Source organism: Streptomyces venezuelae (assembly GCF_008642275.1).
GTDB classification, from domain to species: domain Bacteria; phylum Actinomycetota; class Actinomycetes; order Streptomycetales; family Streptomycetaceae; genus Streptomyces; species Streptomyces venezuelae_E.
In genome coordinates this window covers 114,839-130,971 of the sequence record NZ_CP029189.1, presented here as the reverse complement: position 1 = coordinate 130,971, position 16,133 = coordinate 114,839, and the positions used below count along the sequence as shown (strand labels likewise).

11 protein-coding genes are annotated in these 16,133 nt (G+C 72.9%); 6 read left to right on the top strand and 5 right to left on the bottom strand.

Going from position 1 to position 16,133, the window contains the following annotated elements; translation table 11 throughout:
- The first annotated feature begins 441 nt into the window (after positions 1 to 441).
- Positions 442 to 1,326, top strand: a complete 885-nt coding sequence (locus DEJ51_RS00500) for a nuclease (RefSeq protein WP_317852292.1) — start codon at positions 442 to 444, stop codon at positions 1,324 to 1,326.
- Between the two features lie 60 nt (positions 1,327 to 1,386).
- On the opposite strand, the gene DEJ51_RS00495 is transcribed toward DEJ51_RS00500, so the two are convergent.
- Together DEJ51_RS00495 and DEJ51_RS00490 are read right to left on the bottom strand one after the other, a co-directional pair.
- On the bottom strand, positions 1,387 to 2,763 hold the full coding sequence (locus DEJ51_RS00495) for a sensor histidine kinase (RefSeq protein ID WP_150261600.1): 1,377 nt from the start codon (positions 2,761 to 2,763) through the stop codon (positions 1,387 to 1,389).
- Between the two features lie 82 nt (positions 2,764 to 2,845).
- The gene (locus DEJ51_RS00490; RefSeq protein WP_150255271.1) at positions 2,846 to 3,523 is read right to left on the bottom strand and encodes a response regulator transcription factor; all 678 of its coding nucleotides are present in this window, start codon (positions 3,521 to 3,523) and stop codon (positions 2,846 to 2,848) included.
- Between the two features lie 135 nt (positions 3,524 to 3,658).
- Here DEJ51_RS00490 and DEJ51_RS00485 point away from each other — a divergent pair, with 135 nt between their 5' ends.
- Positions 3,659 to 4,288: a hypothetical protein gene (locus DEJ51_RS00485; protein ID WP_150255270.1), complete on the top strand. Its 630-nt coding sequence runs from the start codon at positions 3,659 to 3,661 to the stop codon at positions 4,286 to 4,288.
- Here DEJ51_RS00485 and DEJ51_RS00480 read toward each other — a convergent pair whose 3' ends face one another.
- Positions 4,289 to 5,512, bottom strand: coding sequence for an FAD-dependent monooxygenase (locus DEJ51_RS00480; protein WP_150255268.1), 1,224 nt, complete (start codon positions 5,510 to 5,512; stop codon positions 4,289 to 4,291).
- A gap of 49 nt (positions 5,513 to 5,561) precedes the next feature.
- Positions 5,562 to 7,454, bottom strand: a complete 1,893-nt coding sequence (locus tag DEJ51_RS00475) for a hypothetical protein (RefSeq protein ID WP_150255266.1) — start codon at positions 7,452 to 7,454, stop codon at positions 5,562 to 5,564.
- Between the two features lie 626 nt (positions 7,455 to 8,080).
- Between DEJ51_RS00475 and DEJ51_RS00470 the strand changes: the two genes are divergently transcribed.
- Complete coding sequence (locus tag DEJ51_RS00470; protein WP_223835589.1) at positions 8,081 to 8,656, top strand: RNA polymerase sigma factor; 576 nt, start codon at positions 8,081 to 8,083, stop codon at positions 8,654 to 8,656.
- 8 nt (positions 8,657 to 8,664) lie between these two features.
- Positions 8,665 to 10,389, top strand: coding sequence for an IclR family transcriptional regulator C-terminal domain-containing protein (locus tag DEJ51_RS35685; RefSeq protein ID WP_317852441.1), 1,725 nt, complete (start codon positions 8,665 to 8,667; stop codon positions 10,387 to 10,389).
- Positions 10,390 to 10,442: 53 nt separating this feature from the next.
- Here DEJ51_RS35685 and DEJ51_RS00460 read toward each other — a convergent pair whose 3' ends face one another.
- Positions 10,443 to 11,690 (bottom strand): AraC family transcriptional regulator, encoded by a 1,248-nt coding sequence (locus DEJ51_RS00460; protein WP_150255262.1) that lies wholly within the window; start codon positions 11,688 to 11,690, stop codon positions 10,443 to 10,445.
- Between the two features lie 329 nt (positions 11,691 to 12,019).
- Between DEJ51_RS00460 and DEJ51_RS00455 the strand changes: the two genes are divergently transcribed.
- Both DEJ51_RS00455 and DEJ51_RS00450 read left to right on the top strand, forming a co-directional pair.
- Positions 12,020 to 12,478, top strand: a complete 459-nt coding sequence (locus tag DEJ51_RS00455) for a hypothetical protein (protein ID WP_223835588.1) — start codon at positions 12,020 to 12,022, stop codon at positions 12,476 to 12,478.
- Between the two features lie 242 nt (positions 12,479 to 12,720).
- Positions 12,721 to 16,032 carry an ALF repeat-containing protein gene (locus tag DEJ51_RS00450; protein ID WP_223835587.1) on the top strand — a complete coding sequence of 1,104 codons (3,312 nt, stop codon included), beginning with the start codon at positions 12,721 to 12,723 and terminating at the stop codon, positions 16,030 to 16,032.
- Positions 16,033 to 16,133: the final 101 nt, after the last annotated feature.

The following is a 16,133-nucleotide window of genomic DNA, read 5'->3' as shown; positions in this document are numbered from 1 at the left end:
CGGGCCTTCCGGGCGGCCGCGGCGCGGGGCGGCCGTCGCCGCCGCGTCCGGAAGGAGTCCGGGCAGGAGGACGTACGGGCTCACCGGCTCGCGGGAGTACGGAAGGCGGAAGGGGACGGAACCCTAGAAGCGGGTCTCGGGGCCACGGTGACGGCCGCGCGGCCGGCACCGCCCGCTGCGAGACACCGGGATCACGTCGTACCGGGTCGGGGGAGCGAAGGCGGCGGTGCGGTACGTGCACATGGCGCGGGCTCCCCTTCTCTTCACTCGGCATCAGGTGCGCGGTGCCCTGTCGGAAGCGCGCACGGCGAGTCTAGTGATCACGTCCTGCCGGGGCACCGGGTTTTCCCCGCGCGGCCCACCGGACGAAATGTGCACGCTGAGTGACATACTGCTACCGAAAGTGATCGCTCGGTTGCGTCCGTGGGAGTCGTCGTGTCCATGTTGCTGATCAGAGGGTCGTTCCGGGTGAACGGCGGCGCCAGGCCGGACGGGGACACCATCCCCTTCATCCCGGACGACGTGGCGGACTGGAAGCTCGTACCGGGATGCACCGGGGTCCTGCCCAAGGCGGACGGCCGTGCCTCCGTGCGGCTGGAGGGCATCGACGCGCTGGAGACCCACTACACCAACGGCAGCTACGGGCCGGAGCGGCACCAGCCCCTCGCGTACGCGCACGAGGCCGCCGACGCCCTGCTGACCTGGCTCCGCTTCACCAGCATCCAGCGGCACGACGACGAGACGGTCACCACCACCCCCGACCGGGTTCCCGGCTACATCCTCACGAGCGGTACGGACATGTTCGGCCGCTGCGTGGCCCTGGTCGGCCGGGGCACCCCGCCCGCGTACAGCGGCTACCGGATCGAGGTGGACAAGGAGAAGCTGGAGCGGACCGCCAACCACCACCTGCTCTCGATCGGCCTGGCCTACCCGACCTTCTACGGGGGCCTGCCCACGGACCTGCGGGACGCCCTCAGGGCCGCCGCACTGGCGGCGAAGGAGAGCACGCCGCCGACGGGCCTGTGGGCGAAGGACGTGACCGTCGAAGGGGCGGAGATCGACGGCATCTCCTCGATCACGCACGACGAGACCGGCGTGGTGATCCTCCCCAAACTGTTCCGCCGGCTGAAGGACTACTTCGACTTCGACCCGGCGAACCGCTCCCTGACCGGCTTCCCCGCCTTCCTGGCCGGGGCGGGGGACAGGTTCCGCATCCTGCCCGGCGACGAGGTCCTCACGGGTCTGCACCGGGTGGTCGAGATCACGGACGACCAGATCCTGCGGATGACCCACCCCAGCGAGGACCTCCTCTTCGTGGAGGGGTGAGCGGCCGCCCCGGTCGCCCCGGTCGCCCCGGTCGCCCCGGCGGCCACCCCGCCCTCCCCGTCAGGGCCGGGACCTCGTCGGCAGGCGCAGCACCAGCCGCGCACCGGTGGCTCCGCCCGTGCCGGCCTCGGCCCTGAGCGTCCCGCCGTGATGGGTGCTCAGGTCGCGCGCGATGGCGAGCCCCAGTCCGGCTCCGCCGTGGTCGCGGCTGCGCGAGTCGTCGAGGCGCGTGAAGCGCTCGAAGATCCGCTCCCGGTCGGCCGCCGGAATGCCGGGGCCGTCGTCGACGACCTCCAGTACGGCGGTGCCCGGCCGCCCGTCGTGCGTCGTGCGCAGCGTGACGTCCACGCGCCCCTCCGCGTAGCGCTGCGCGTTGTCGACGAGGTTGGTGACGATGCGGCCGAGCCACAGCGCGCCGGCGGTGACCTCGACATCCGGTTCCAGCCGCAGCCGTACCGGGACCCGGTCGCCGAGCCGGCCCTCCACCACCTCGCGCACCAGGGCGGTCAGGTCCAGCGGGGCGGCGGACACCGGCTGGGCGGCGTCGATCCGGGCGAGCAGCAGCAGGTCGGCCGTGAGGTGCTGGAGCCGTTCGATGTCCTCCAGGGCTCCGGAGATCAGCTCGGGCCACAGTTCCGGGTCCTGCACGGCCAGAGCCACCTCCAGCTGGGTGCGCAGGACGGTGATGGGGCTGCGCAGTTCGTGGGAGGCGTCGGCGATGAACTGCTGCTGGCGGATCCCGGAGGCCTCCAGCCGGTCCAGGGTGGCGTTCATGGTCTCGGCCAGCCGGGCGACCTCGTCGTGGGTGGCGGGCACCGGCACCCGGCGGTGCAGGCCACGGGCGGAGATCTCGGCGACCTCCGCCCGGATCTCCTCCACCGGGCGCAGCGCATGGCCGGTGACCCGCCAGGTCACCAGGGCGACGGTGGCCAGCAGCAGGGGCATCCCGATGACGAGAGCGGCGGTGGTCGTGTCGTCGGCGGCGTCCGCGTCCCGCAGGGAGGCGCCGGCGTAGACGGTGGCCATGCCGTCCGGGGTCTCCGTGACGACCTGGACGACCCGCTGCCGGTACTCGCCGTCCACCGGGCGCACCCGCCACGTGTGGAACCGGGTGCCCGGGACGCCGGGCGACGGCGGCGGGAAGGCGGGCACGCCGGCCAGGTTCGGGCTGGCGAACAGGACGCGCCCGTCGGCGCCCACCACCTGGACGAAGTCGACGGCGCGGGCCAGCGGCCGGACCCGGCCCAGCTTCCCGGCGGCGGCGAGCTGCGCCACGGTCTCGGCCTGGCGCCGGGCGTCGTTCTCGGCGTTGCGGAGCAGGTTCGCCTCCAGCAGCCCGAGGAGGGCGAACGAGGCGAGCGACAGGGCCACGGCCACGACCACACTGGCGCCGACGGTCGCCCGCGCCCGCACCGTCGTGGGCCACAGCCGCCGCAGCACCGGCCACCTGCGCAAGGCCGTGCCCGGGAGCGCGCGCAGGGCGGCGCGCACGCGCTCTCCCCGGCCGGGCCGCCGTGCCTCAGCCACCGTCGGCCGCCAGCCGGTATCCCGCTCCGCGTACGGTCTCCACCGCTGCACGGCCGAAGGGCGCGTCTATCTTGCGGCGGACGGCGCTGACATGGACCTCGACCACGTTGGGATCGCCGTCGAAGGCGCTGTCCCAGACCTGTTCCAGGATGTCCCGCTTGGGCACCACCTCGCCGGAGCGCCGGGCCAGGTACTCCAGGACCGCGAACTCGCGCGCCGTCAGCCGGATCTCCGTGCCGCCGCGGGAACAGGAGTGCCGTGCGGGGTCGAGCAGCAGGTCGCCGAAGCGCATCACCTGGGGCCGGCGGCGTCCCGTACGCCGGCCGAGCGCCCGCAGCCGGGCGACCAGGACCAGGTAGGAGAACGGCTTGGACAGGAAGTCGTCGGCGCCGGTGTCGAGCGCCTCCGCCTCGTCGTACTCGCCGTCCTTCGCCGTGAGCATCAGGATCCCCGCCTCGTTCCCGGCCGCGCGCAGCTTCGCGCACACCCGGTACCCGTTCAGCCCGGGCAGCATGATGTCCAGCACGATGAGGTCGTAGTCGTGCTCCGTGGCCATCCACAGGCCCTGGGTCCCGTCGTGGGCCACATCCACCGAGAACCCCTCCGACTGCAGCCCTCGCTGCAGGGCCACGGCGAGCCGACGTTCGTCCTCCACCACCAGTACGCGCATGCCGGACAGGATCTCAGGGCCGTCCCGCGGTTGGCTGAAGAGGTCTTCAGGTGGCTTCAGCGGGGCTTCAGGTTCCGCTCAGCATGCTCTGGAACGAGCCGCGCACCGCGCCCGGTTGTCCTGAGGAGTGCATGTATGTCTGATTCTGTCCCGCCGTCCGGGCAGGCCGAGACCGCCGCCCTGTCCGCCCCGGTGACCGCCCCCGAGGCCGGAGCCAGGAAGTCCGCGGCCCTGGGCCGCCTCGTCCCCCGCGGAAAGCGCACCCGCTGGGCGGCGGCGGGCGCGGTCGCGGTGGTGGTCGTCGGAGGCGCGACGGCGGTCGCCGTCGCCGGACACCACGACCACCACATGCGCGTCGAGCGGGGTCCGCACACGGCCCGGGCCGTACCGGGACCCGAGGGCGGCCTCCGGGGCGGCCCGCACGCCGCCGGACCGCAGCACGAACGGCAGCAGGGCGAGCCCGGCCGCCCCGCGGGCCCCAGGACGCCCGGCGAGCCCCGCCCCGGAGGCGCCGAAGGGCGCGGAGGCTTCGCCAAGGAAGCCCCCGCCCCGGCGCCCATCCCCTCCCTGGCCATCGGCGAGGCCGCCGAGAAGGCCGCCGCCGCCGTACCGGGCGGGAAGGTGGCGGGTCTGCGCGCGGTCGCCCAGGAGGGCGGCGGCAGCGCCTGGCTGGCCGTGGTCATCGGTTCCGACGGGGTCCGGCACGCGGTCACCGTGTCCGGCACGGACGGCACGATCACCAGCAACACCACCAAGGACCGGTAGTCACGGGGTCATGGTCCGGCCCCCGATACCGGGGGCCCCGCCGAGCTGCCCCCGCCACCAGGAACCCATCCCCTCGCCGTCCATGGCCGCCCAGGCCGGGGTCCGCTCGACCTGGGCGCGGCCCAGTCGGCGGGCCAGGGCGACCAGCTCCCGTCCGGCGGCACCGCGGGTCCCCTCGTAGCAGCGCGTCAGCTCCTCGAAGGACCCGCAGCGCCGCCAGCCGTCGGCGAGGGCGGTGGCGTCCTGGAGCGCCTTGGCGGCCCCGCTCGTGTTGTGGGGGCGTACGACGCTCGCGGCGTCCCCCGCCAGCACCAGCCGGCCGGCGGCGGTGCGTGCCGTCTCCATGTCGTAGATCGGCTGCACGAAGGTGTCCGCCGGGTCCGTCAGCGCGAGCGCCCGCCCCCAGTACGGCGGGAACTCCCGGTCCAGCAACGCCGCCAGATGCCCCGACAGCGCGGGGGTGAGGCCGCCCGGCGGAAAACTCGTCGGATCGTCCAGGCGCAGCTGCCCGTCCTGCGGCGGAGAGCCGTAGAGCACCCAGTTCACGCGCGGTCCGCCGGGCCCCGGAATCCGGTAGACGACGCAGGAACCGCCCGGGAAGCAGACCGTGGTCACCGCCTCCGGCACGGAGTCCGCCGGGCTGCTGCCGAGCCCCGCCAGCCGTGCCGCGTCGAAGTTGCCGCGCCAGCACACGTACCCGGCGTACTGGGGACGGGAGTCAGGGCACAGCGCGGTGCGCACCACCGACCGGTATCCGTCGGCGCCGACCACCAGGTCGTACCGCTCGACGGATCCGCCCGCGAGCCGTACGTCGACGCCCGCGTCCCCGACCTCCGCGACTCCCGCCACCGCTTCCCCGTGGCGGTAGACCACCGACTCCGGTACGGACTCCCGAAGGCCGTGCCAGAGCAGGCCCCAGTGGTAGGAGTGGAAGGGGAACGGCTGTTCCCAGATCACCCGGCCGCCCGCCCCGTGGGCATCGTCGCGGACCACCCAGCGGCGCCGCTCCAGCCGGTGTGCGGCGATGCCCACGGGCAGCGCTCCGCTAGCGCCGAGCTCGGCGGCCCGCTCGTCGTGGATGCACAGGCCGACGCCCCGGTCCTGCAGCCGCCCGCGCGTGCGCTCCAGCACCACCACGTCACCGGCGCCCGCCCGCGCCACCGCCGCCGCGACGGCGCACCCCGCGATGCTCCCGCCGACCACCGCGATCGTCCCGCCCCGCATAACCGCCTCCTGTCGATGCAACCACTGTCGTTCCCGTCACGGGTGCCGCTCACTCCCCCGTCGACCGCGTCGCCGGGGGAGCGGGCCGCCCGGAACCCTGGAGGGCCAGTGCGGTGAGGACGACCAGCGAGTCCGTCCAGCCCAGGGGAGCCACGGCGGACGGCAGCCCCGCCCCGTTCACCGTCTCCGGCAGTTCGCCCAGCCCGTTGCGCTTGGACAGCACCCAGTCGAGCACCCGGCCCGCCTTCGCCGGCTCACCGGTACCGGCCCAGGCGAGCGCGAAGAAGGAGGTGCTGGCCGTCCACGCGTACGAACCCCAGCTGAAGGAGGGGTCGTTGCCGGGCGAGACCCCGCCGTTCGGCAGCAGCAGCGCCCGGTAGGTGGAGTCCAGCGCCTCGCCGAGACCGTCGGGGGCGGCGTTGAACGGGGGCGCCATGAACGCCACCGCGCTGTCCCGGCCGTGCTTTGCGTCCACGGTCCGCTGGTACCCCAGCGGGGCGAAGGAGGTGGCGATCGCGGCGGACAGCCGCCTGGCCGCCCCACCCCAGCGTTCCGCATCCGTGGGCACGCCCAGTCGTGCGGCCAGGTCTGCCGCGGAGTTCAGCCCGGCCAGCAGAGGGGCGGCGGTACCGATGTTGGCCGTGGCCGTGTCCAGCTCCCAGTAGTCCGGGGACGCCGGGGGCAGGCCGTCCGGCCCCAGGGAGCGGGCCGCGTAGTCGGCCGCCTTGCGCACCATCGGGTACAGCTCGCGCAGCCGTTCGTCCCGCCCGCCGGGCGGCGCCGACCGGTACCACTGCCAAGTGGCCCAGGGCACCCAGCCGTTGCCGTCCAGCTGCCATTTCCGTGCGTCCGGCGGCCCGCTGCCGTCCAGCTCGGTACGGGCCTCCCAGGTCCCGTCGGCCCGCTGGGTGAGCGCGTCGTAGCGCAGGATCCGGTACGCCTCCTCGTCGTGCCCGGTGGCGGCGAAGGCGACCGCCGCGAACGCTCCGTCGCGGGGCCAGGAGTACTCCCACGGCGGCGCCCACGCCGCCGCGAACGCGCCGTTCGGCTTGAGCAGCGCCCGCATCGACAGCAGGGCGCGCTCCGACGCGGCCCGCTGCACGGCGGTGGTCCCGGGAACCTCGCCCGCCGCCAGCCATGCGCGGCTCTCCTCGATCTGCTCCAGGGCGGCCGGGTCCTCCGCTTCGACCACCGCCGACGCCGAGGCCCCCTCGGGCAGGTACCGCCACCGGCCGGAGGGCAGGCGCAGCACGTTGCTCCCGTCGACGTAGGAGGCGCCCACGGCGAAGGAGGGCAGGACGGCCTCGGTGGCGACCCGGTTGCCCAGCAGCCCCGACGTACGGGCGGCGAGCGCCGAGACGGGTACGTAGCAGGGCTCGGTCTCCCCGCAGCGCTCGCTCCCGGTCGGGTTGACGCGGAAGGCGAGCCGGGAGCCGTAGGCGTGCCAGCCGCCCCAGTACGCCCGGTCGTAGTTCCAGCTGGTCAGTGAGCCGGGCACCGGCCGGGTGGTGCCGTACCAGGCGATCGGCCCGCTCTCCGCGGTACTCGCCTGGAGGAACAGGTGGTACGTGGTGCCCGCGGTGACGGCGGCGCTCATCGGGAACTCGACCCAGCCGGCGCCGGCGCCGCCCAGCGCCGCGAGGTCCAGGGTCGTCGAGGCGATGACCGAGCCCGCGTCCTCCCGGACCCGGCGGACCTGCGCGGTCACGGTGCCCGTCGCCGCCCCGCTGCCCAGCCAGACGCTCACCCGGGAGAGGCGGGTGCCGTCCACCGTGAACTCCTGGGCCGCCGCGTTGTTCGCGGCCTTCACGCCGAACAGCGCGCTCTCGTGGCCGGCCTGGCCGTCGTAGGGCGCGGCGGCCACCGGATGCGGGAGCGCGGCGGGCACCCCGGTGAGTGCCAGGCAGAGCACGGCGGGCAGCAAGGTCCTCGCGAACGCCATGGGTACAGCCCCTTCCTCCTCGACGGGCGCGCGGGCCCGGGGGCCGGGGCGCCGAAAGCTGGACCCACCATGCAGGCATCCGGCGCCGGTGAGGGGGGAGTCGGGACGTGTCCCACCGGATGGGGCCGCAGTGGCATCCGATCGTGTGACAGAACAGGCGGAGGAGACCCGTTCGGGCGCGTGTCGGCGGAGCCCGCGCCCGGCAGGCGCGCCGGGGCGCGCGCGGGCGGACCGGGGCGCGCGAAGACGCGGATGCGCTTTCTCCGGAAGATTCCCGGGGACCGGCTTGCACGATCGGGTTCGCTTTCCGATGGGGTGGTGAATGGGAGCGCCCGGTGCTCCACGGCTGCCGGTTCGGGGGCAGGCATGCCGGTCTCTCATGATCCACTCGAAAGGTTCCGCGCCGACGTGAATGTTGCCGAGACGGCCGCCCTCGCGCTGTTAGCCACCACTGCACGCCATCTCGTGATCGATGTGTTCAGGGCGCCCATGCGCCCGCCGGGCGCGGGGGTACGGACGGGGCCCGGCGGACCAGCCGCCGGCCGTCGGCGTGCCGTTCCCCGAGCCCGCCACCATGAGGTCCCCGCCACCCCGGTGAGCGGCGGCGAACAGCTGTGGGGGAGCGTATGAGCGAAGGCGATTTCGATCCGTCTGGGGACCAGGCGGTCTCCAGCGAACTGGCCGGAGTGCTGCCGGTGGACTTCACCGCTTTCCACTCCCAGCAGCACCGCGCCTATCTGCGGTACGCCCACCTGCAGCTGGGAAATCCCAAGGACGCCGAGGAAGTCGTCGACGACGTGTTCACCTTCCTGCTGAAGGTGTGGCGCCAGGCCCTGAAGGAGGCGAGCCTCCACGGCTTCGCCTGGGCGGTGCTGCGCGAGCACGTCGAAAGGCGGCTGGCGGCCCTGGGCCGGCAGGTCGCGATGGTGGAGACGGCGTGGTTCGCAGCGCTGCGCCGCTCCTCCAGAGAGCGGCTGGAAATGCTGGAGTCGAAACTCGGGCTGTACGCGGCGATCGCGGGCCTGTCCGAGCGGCAGTACGACGTCGTGCTGCTGGCCTTCCTCATGGGCAACGACTCCGACACGGTCGCCCGGATGATGGGGATCACCCCCGCGACGGTCCGTTCGCACATCCGCGGCGCACGCCGAACCCTGTCCCGCAAGCTCGGGGTGGACTGGATCCCCGGAGAGGAGAAGGACTAGTGAGCGACATGCCCCGCCACCGCGACATGCCGCTGTGCGAACTGGACGCGGCCCTTGCGGACGCGACGGTACTCGCGGAGGAGTACGCCGGATACGACGAGGGCGCAGCCCGTCGTCGGATCGCCCGCCGGATCGTCGCCGACCGCGCCCGCTCGGCGGCCGGCACCACCGGCCCGCCCGGCTCGGTGCCCCCGCCGTCGCGGGGGTGGCCCGTACCCGCATCCGCGTCCACAGCATCAGCGACCGCCGACGACCTCGTCCTGGACGCCGCCTGCCACGTGCGCGCCGCCCGGGGTCTGGACGACCTCACCTGGTGCCTCGTGGAGAGCCGGGCCTTCGCCGAACTCGCCCTCGACGCCGGCTCCTGGCCCCACGGCGTGGACTCGGCCCTGCTGTTCGGCTGCCTGCTCCACCTGGCCGACCGCATGGAGGAGGCGCAGTTCTGGTTCCAGTACGCGGCCGGAGCGGGCTCGCGGACCGCCGCACACTGCCTCTACCTCCTGCACCTCGCCCGAGCCGAGGTCCGGACTGCCCGCCACTGGATGCGCCAGGCCCGCAGCCTCCCCCAGGAGGAGCACCTGCCGCCGCTGCCACAGTTCCCGGAGAACCTCGAAGAGGCCCTCGGAGCATCGGTCATCTGGACCACCCCGCCCATCACCACCCAGGACCTCACCGCCCTCACCACCGGCCCCGGCCGGGCCGGCCGGGCCCCGTGCCGGCTCCCCGCACGTCTGCGCCAGGCGCTCGGGGCCCGCCCCCGCAAGGAGCACCCGGACCTCGGGGAGGTCGTCACCCCCGGCCCGCAGGTGGCGGTCGCCGTCGCGCAGAACGCCCGGCTCAGCCCGCCGCACCTGACCGGCCAGGCGCACTCCTGGGCCCTCGAAGCACTGAAACAGCCGCAGCCGGCCCATGCCGTCCGCCAGCCCCCCGAAGGACGCCCCGCCCCCGTCGCACTCGAATCCGCCCACCAGGCACTGCGCGTCCTGGAAGTCGTCAACCGCTATTCGGGCGGCGTGAACCTCACCCAGATCGCCCGGGAAACCGCGCTGCCGCAACTGGTCCTCGCCCGGGCCATGGAGCAGCTGATCCGCGCGAACCTGGCCACCCCCACCGGACCGGACGCGTACATCGCCGGCAACGCCCTGATGCTGGCCGCGTCGGCGGACGGAGACGGCCGCGGCCATCTGCACGAGACCCTCGCCTGGGTGCGGGACGCCGTCGGCGCCGCCGTCTACGTCGCCCGCTACACCGACGGCGAGGTCTCCATCAGCCAGTACGCCGACGGACCGGGCGCACCCGTGGTCGAGGAGTGGGTCGACTTCCGCATCGCCGCCCACGCCTCCGCGGTGGGCAAGGCGCTGCTGACCCAGCTCGACCACGACGACCGGAAGGACCACCTGGCCCGCCACCGGCTCACCCGGTTCACCCCCCACACCCTCACCACCCAGCAGGACCTCTTCCACCAGCTCGACGACCGCCCGCCGAACGCCCCCCTCCTCGACCTGCAGGAGTACGCGATCGGCACCGTGTGCGCGGCGGTGCCCATCACCGCCGGCCCGAAGGCGGAATGCGTGGCCCTGTCCATCCCGGTCCCCGACCCCGGCCGCCTGAAGCAGGCCGCACGGCTCCTGCAGAGCGAGGCGGCCGCGGTCTTACTCGCCCTGATCGTCACCGGCAGCACCCCGCCGACCGCACGCCGGCCGGAGGACACCATCCTGTCGCCGACGGCCTGACGCGTTTTTCGACGGGTTGATCAGTTGATCGGATGCGCCCGTCTGATGGGTGATCACAGATGTGACGTGGGACCGGATCGCGCCGCTGACACCGGCCGGTCCGGTCCGCGGTCGACGCCGGCCTGACTTGGGTCCTGGGAAGAGGCCGCTGAAGTGGATTCGGTGTCGCCGTGTGAGCGGACCGAGGCGATCGGTTGCCCGGTCCAGCGGTGCACGGCGCGACGCAGGCCGCCGGGATCGGCGTAGCCGGTCTCTCTGGCAACGGACTCGAGGGTCATCTCCGTCGTGGTGATCAGGCGGAGGGCGTGCTCGCGACGCAGGCCCTGGAGTTCCTCCGACCAGGTGGTCTGGTGCTCCTCAAGGCGGCGTTGAAGCGTGCGGGTGCTGAGGGACATCCTCTGGGCCGTGGTGCGCAGAGTGGGCATGCCGGCGTCGGGTGGGGTCCGGAGGGTGGCGCGGAAGAGGTCGAGCCAGTCACGCAGGGGGATGGCGTCGGCAAGGGTCTGTTCGGCGTGTCTTCGCAGAAGACCGGACAGGCCCGGGGCATGGGGCTGGGGGGTGGTGAGGTCCGCGGCCTTGAAGGTGATGGAGTTGACGGGGCACGCGAAGTCGATGGCGCGGGTGCCGTAGAGGTCCACGAGCGCCTGGTGGGTCTGGGGAGCCTGAGCCGCGAGCGCGACCTTGGTGGGGATGACGGAGCGCCGGGTGGCTTCGCCGACGCGCTGCTGGAGCAGGCCGAGTGAGTAGGCGCGTATGGCGGAGGCGACCTCGTCGGTCAGGTCGGCGGCGTTGACGTGGCTGATGGTCACGTGCTGCTCGGTCTGTTCGATGCGCATGGTCTCCGTGCCGGCGTCGGCGACGGTGGCGAGGTAGTGGTAGGCGTCGTGGAGGCCTTCGAGCGGTGTCGGAGCCTGGGTGAGGAGATAGTCCCAGATGCCGAGGGTTCCCAGGGCGCTCTCGTGGGCCATGTGCAGCGAGACCTCGTGCCAGGGGGCCTGCAGTGCCATGAGTTCCCAGATGCGGATGTTCGTGGATGCCGGTGTGCGGTAGCGGTCGTCCGACAGGTGCTGGGGGGACATACCGAGCAGGGGCGCGTACTTGGCCGGGCTGACGCCGATTCGTCGGGCGGCGCGTGCGTTGAGACGGGTGAACGCGGCGGGGGTCGTTCCCGGCAGCAGCGGGGGGTGTCCGGATATCCGGCCCGAACGGCTGTGGTGATCAGCCGCGTCCTCGTGGCGCGTGGGGCCTTGTTCCTGGCGCGTGAGGCCGTTGTCCGGTGTCAGGGGTCGATCTAGCGTCATGTCCGTCCTTGTGCGGGGTCGTTGCGGGGTGTCTGCCGGAGCTTGCCGCGCGAGGTGCTGTTCGCACCGGGCCGGCGGTTGCGTGCGCGCAACCGTCAGGCATCGGTGCTGTTGCCGTATTCCGATCCCGGTACGGCAAACGATCTGGAGTTCCCACTCCACTCATTGTCGGTCGCTCAGCCATACGACGTACACGCGCACTCGGCCACCAGGCCGGGTGCGATCAGCGGTGGCTGCCCTCTGTGGCTGCATCGGGTCAATAGCGTGCGAGAAGGAGAAGGAAATTGCGTTACATAAGAAGAATCGCCACTTTGGGCGGGGTTGTGGCCATGGGTGCGCTGGCTGCCCTTTCAGGACTGTCGAATCCGGCTGTCGGAGCCCCGCAGGCTGTCGCTGCGGGTGAACTGCCGGGGTTCGCGGTCGAGGACTTCCGGTACCCGAACGCGGACGGCGTCCTGCAGGAGAAGGGCATCGTCCTGAAGCGAGGAGACGGACATGTCACCCTCGCGGACTGCGGGAGTGCGAGCGGGCTGCTGCAGATCATGAGGCGTCCGGAGGACGCGGTCCCCGTCTGCTTCAAGGTGACCGGCGACTCCGGCTTCCTGACGCTTGAGATCCCCTCCGTCTACGGAGTCAAGGGCAACGACTACGACACCACGGTCGACATGACCGTCGGCTCCGAGAAGAAGTCGTTCACCGTCACGCCGAACCAGTGGACGCCGGTGGGAGAGACCACCGACCCGACTGGCCGCGAGTTCATGCTCGTCGAGATCCGGATGCAGAAGTAGAGAGCGCTGATGCGCCGAGCATCCGGTCCGCTGCCCGAGCGCTCTCCAGCCGGCCGCACCAGCGGCCGGGGAACCGCCTTCGCGGCGCAGCAGGCCGCGACACGGCGTGCTGAGGGACGTCTCCCCCTTCTGACGGCGCCGCCGCCCTTGCCGGGCCGGACGCGATACATCCATCCAACCGATCGAACGAAGGTTCTTGCGTGCAGACAACCTTCTGGAGTCGTCGGCGCTTCGTCACCGCAGTGACAGCCACTGTGGCCGCCGCGTCCACTCCAGCCTTCCTCAGTTCGCCGGCCCGCGCGGACGGTGCCCCCGGCAACACCGGGGACCTGCTCCAACTCCCCGACACTCCGCGGGCCAAGGCGGTCCGCGCCTACATGCTCGGCGGCAAGGCGACGCGGCCTGCCGCCGCCCACGCTCTGAGCGGTACCGACGAAGACATCGCCGCCTTCCTTGCCGAGCAGCTGCCCAAGACGACGGCCGAGGACAACCGCGTCGCCGTGTTCTCCTACCTGGCCCGAGGCGGAAAGGCGGTACGGAGGGATTCCTCGGCGGCCCTCGACGCGGGAGACGGTGCGATCGCCGCCTTCGTGCGGGAGGGCTACCGGTCCGCGATATCCGAAGACCTCCGCATCACCGCCCTCGCGGTGATCGGCAACGGAGGGAAGGCCGTCAAGCGCGACGGCTCCGCCGCCATCGACGCAGGCACCCAGAGCGCGCTGGAGACCTTCCTCGCCACGGGGCAGTACACGGCCCGCCTCGAGGACATGCGCATCGACATCACCGCGAGCCTCGCCAAGGCAGGGCCGGAGGTCACCAAGTACGCGAACCGCGCCCTCAGCGGCACCGCCGACGACATCCAGTGGTACCTCGACACCGGGCAGCACATCGCCCGCGCCAGGGACCGGGAAGCGGCATCCATCGAGCAGCTCGTCGCTGTCGTCACACGCGAGTCGCAGCGTGCCCGGGCCAAGACCGATCTGGCGATCGAGGCATCGGAGCGGGCCGTCGACGCCGCGGACAAGGCGAAGCGCGCAGCCGAGACCGCGGCTGCCGAAGCCGCACTGGCCAAGGGCAACGTGGACAAGTCGGCCGCCGCAGCCACGAAGGCCGCGACAGCGGCTCAGGGAGCGGCTTCCGCCTCGCGGACCGCGATCCGCTCCTCCAACGCTGCCGTCGAAGCCTCGCGCCGCGCCTCGTCCGCGGCCGCCGCCGCCTCCCAAGCGGCGGCTGCCGCGGGAGCGGCCGCCTCCCGTGCCTACAACGCCGCCATCGCGGCCGCGAAGGACGCCTCCAAGAGCGGCGAGGCCAAGAACGCCGCAGTGGCCGCCCGGAACGCGGCCGCCCAGGCGCGCAACTCGGCCGCCGCCGCGGATCAGGCGGCCGTCGCCTCCCAGCAGTCGGCCGGTGCGGGTGCCGCGGCCGCGTCGGCCGCGCGCAACGCGTCGGCGGCCGCCACCGCCTCCGCGCAGGCCGCCGCCGCTTCGGGCGCGGCTCAGGGCGAGGCCGCGCAAGCGAAGCGGCAGGCCGAGATCGCCGGCACCGCCGCGCAGCAGGCGACCAGCGCCGCGGCCAGGGCACAGAGCCTGGCCAACGCCTCCGCCGCCTCGGCGCGTGCCTCGCGTGACGCGGCGAACTCGGCGGCCGGGCACGCCGAGAAGGCCGCCGATGCCGCTGAGGACGCGGTGAAGCACGCCGGCCAGGCCATCGACTTCGCGAACAAGTCCACCGCCCATGCTGGTGAGGCGGTAAAGGCGGCCGACGCGGCCTTCAAGGCGGTCGTGGACGCCGAGGCGGTGGAGAAGAAGGCCCGCGAAGCCGAGCTCGCGAACCTGGAGGAGGACAAGAAGCAGGCCCTCCAGGAAGCACGTGCGCTCGCCACGGCGGACGCCGCCGACCGCGCGGCCGCCGCGGGCAGGCGGACGCAGCAGCAGCAGACGGAAGCGGCGATCAAGGACCTGATCAGCCGGGCGGAGCAGGCACTGTCCGCCGATGACATGAGCCTCGCCGCCACGCTGGGCCGCAAGGCCGCGATCGCCCTGCTGAGCTCGAAGGGCACGTGGACGAGGGAAGCCGCCCAGTTCGCGCTCGCGGGCACCGACTGGGACGTGTACTCGTGGATCGACCTGGACCGCGCCCTCGCCGAGGCACAGGACGACCGCGAGACCGCTCTGTACATCTCCAAGGTCTCCGATCCCACGGTCGCCGCAGCCGCCGCGGCGGCTCTGGCCAACGGCGGCGCCCAGGCCGTGGGGGACTTCAACACCTCCGGCGTACTCAGGGCCCGGGCCACCGAGAACCGCACCAACATCTTCCGCATCCTCAACGCCAACCCGGGCAAGGGCGTCATCCGGGTCGGCAACGACGCCCTCAACTCCAACACGCCGCAGTCACTGCAGACCTTCTTCGACACCGAGCTCGAGAAGGCCGTGAGGGAGGACGACAACGTCACCGCCGGATCCCTCCTCACCACCGGCGGTCCCTACACCCGGTCGTACGCCGAAGTGGCTCTGGAAGGCCCCGGCTGGATGAAACGCGTCCTGGTCGAGGAGCTCCAGCACAAGGCGGCCCAGCTCGACCACGATTCCCTCAGCCACGAATCGGCCATGAAGGGCGTCATCGCTGCCGCCTACAAGCTCGCCAAGGAGGCCCAGCAGGAAGCCGCTCTCGCGTCGCAGGTGGCAGCGGACGCGCGAAAGGCCGGCCAGGCCGCACAGGAGTGGGCCGCCAAGGCCCTCCGGGCGTCCGCCGACGCCTCCCTCTACGCCGGCCAGGCCGAGTCCAACGCCAACGCCGCGGACAAGTCGGCCGCCGACGCCCAGGCCTCCGCGGTCAAGGCCGCGAACGCCGCCAACAGCGCGCGCACCGCCTACCGCGCCGCGAACTACTCCGCCAACCGCGCCATCGACGCCGCACGCAACGCCGTGGCGTCATCGGCCCAGGCCCGCGGATCGGCAGCCAGCGCCCACAACGCGGCGGTGACAGCGGGCCAGAACGCCACCGCAGCGGCGAACGCGGCGAGCCAAGCGCGGCAGATCCAGGTGAACATGCGCGCCCAGGAGATAGCGGAGGAGGCGTCCCGGGCCGCCGCGCAGGCGAAGAAGGACCGCGACACCAAGACCAACCCGTCCGACGCACCCGAAAACGACCAGGTGAATCCGAACGGATCCCAGACCGAGGGCGAGGAGTGGTGGGAAGACGCCAAGTGGTGGGCTGACGCCGCGGGGACGGTCGGCACGGCCACCGGCCTGCTCGCGGCCGGCTTCGCCGTCGCCTCCGTCTTCCTGCCCGCGGCCCCGCTCACCGTCACCATCTCCGCCATCCTCGCGGGCGTCTCCCTTGTGGCCGGCGGGGTCAGCGCCGTCGCCACCGGCATCGAGTACGGCTTCACCAGCAGCGAGTTCGTCAACGCCGCCGGAGGCTTCGCCCTCAACCTGCTCACGCGAGGCGCCGGCGGAGGCGTCGTCCCCGCCGTGAAATCCGTCGCGAAGAAGGTCGAGGAAGTCGTCGACGACGTCCTCTCCCCGGTGACGATCCAGTTCGTACGCCGATAGTCCCGCACACCCTGCACACCCCGCACGTCAAGCACCGGCCCGCCCTGCGGTCCGGCCAGGCCGGGGCCGCGCCCCGAACCGCAGCGCACCCTCGGGACCCC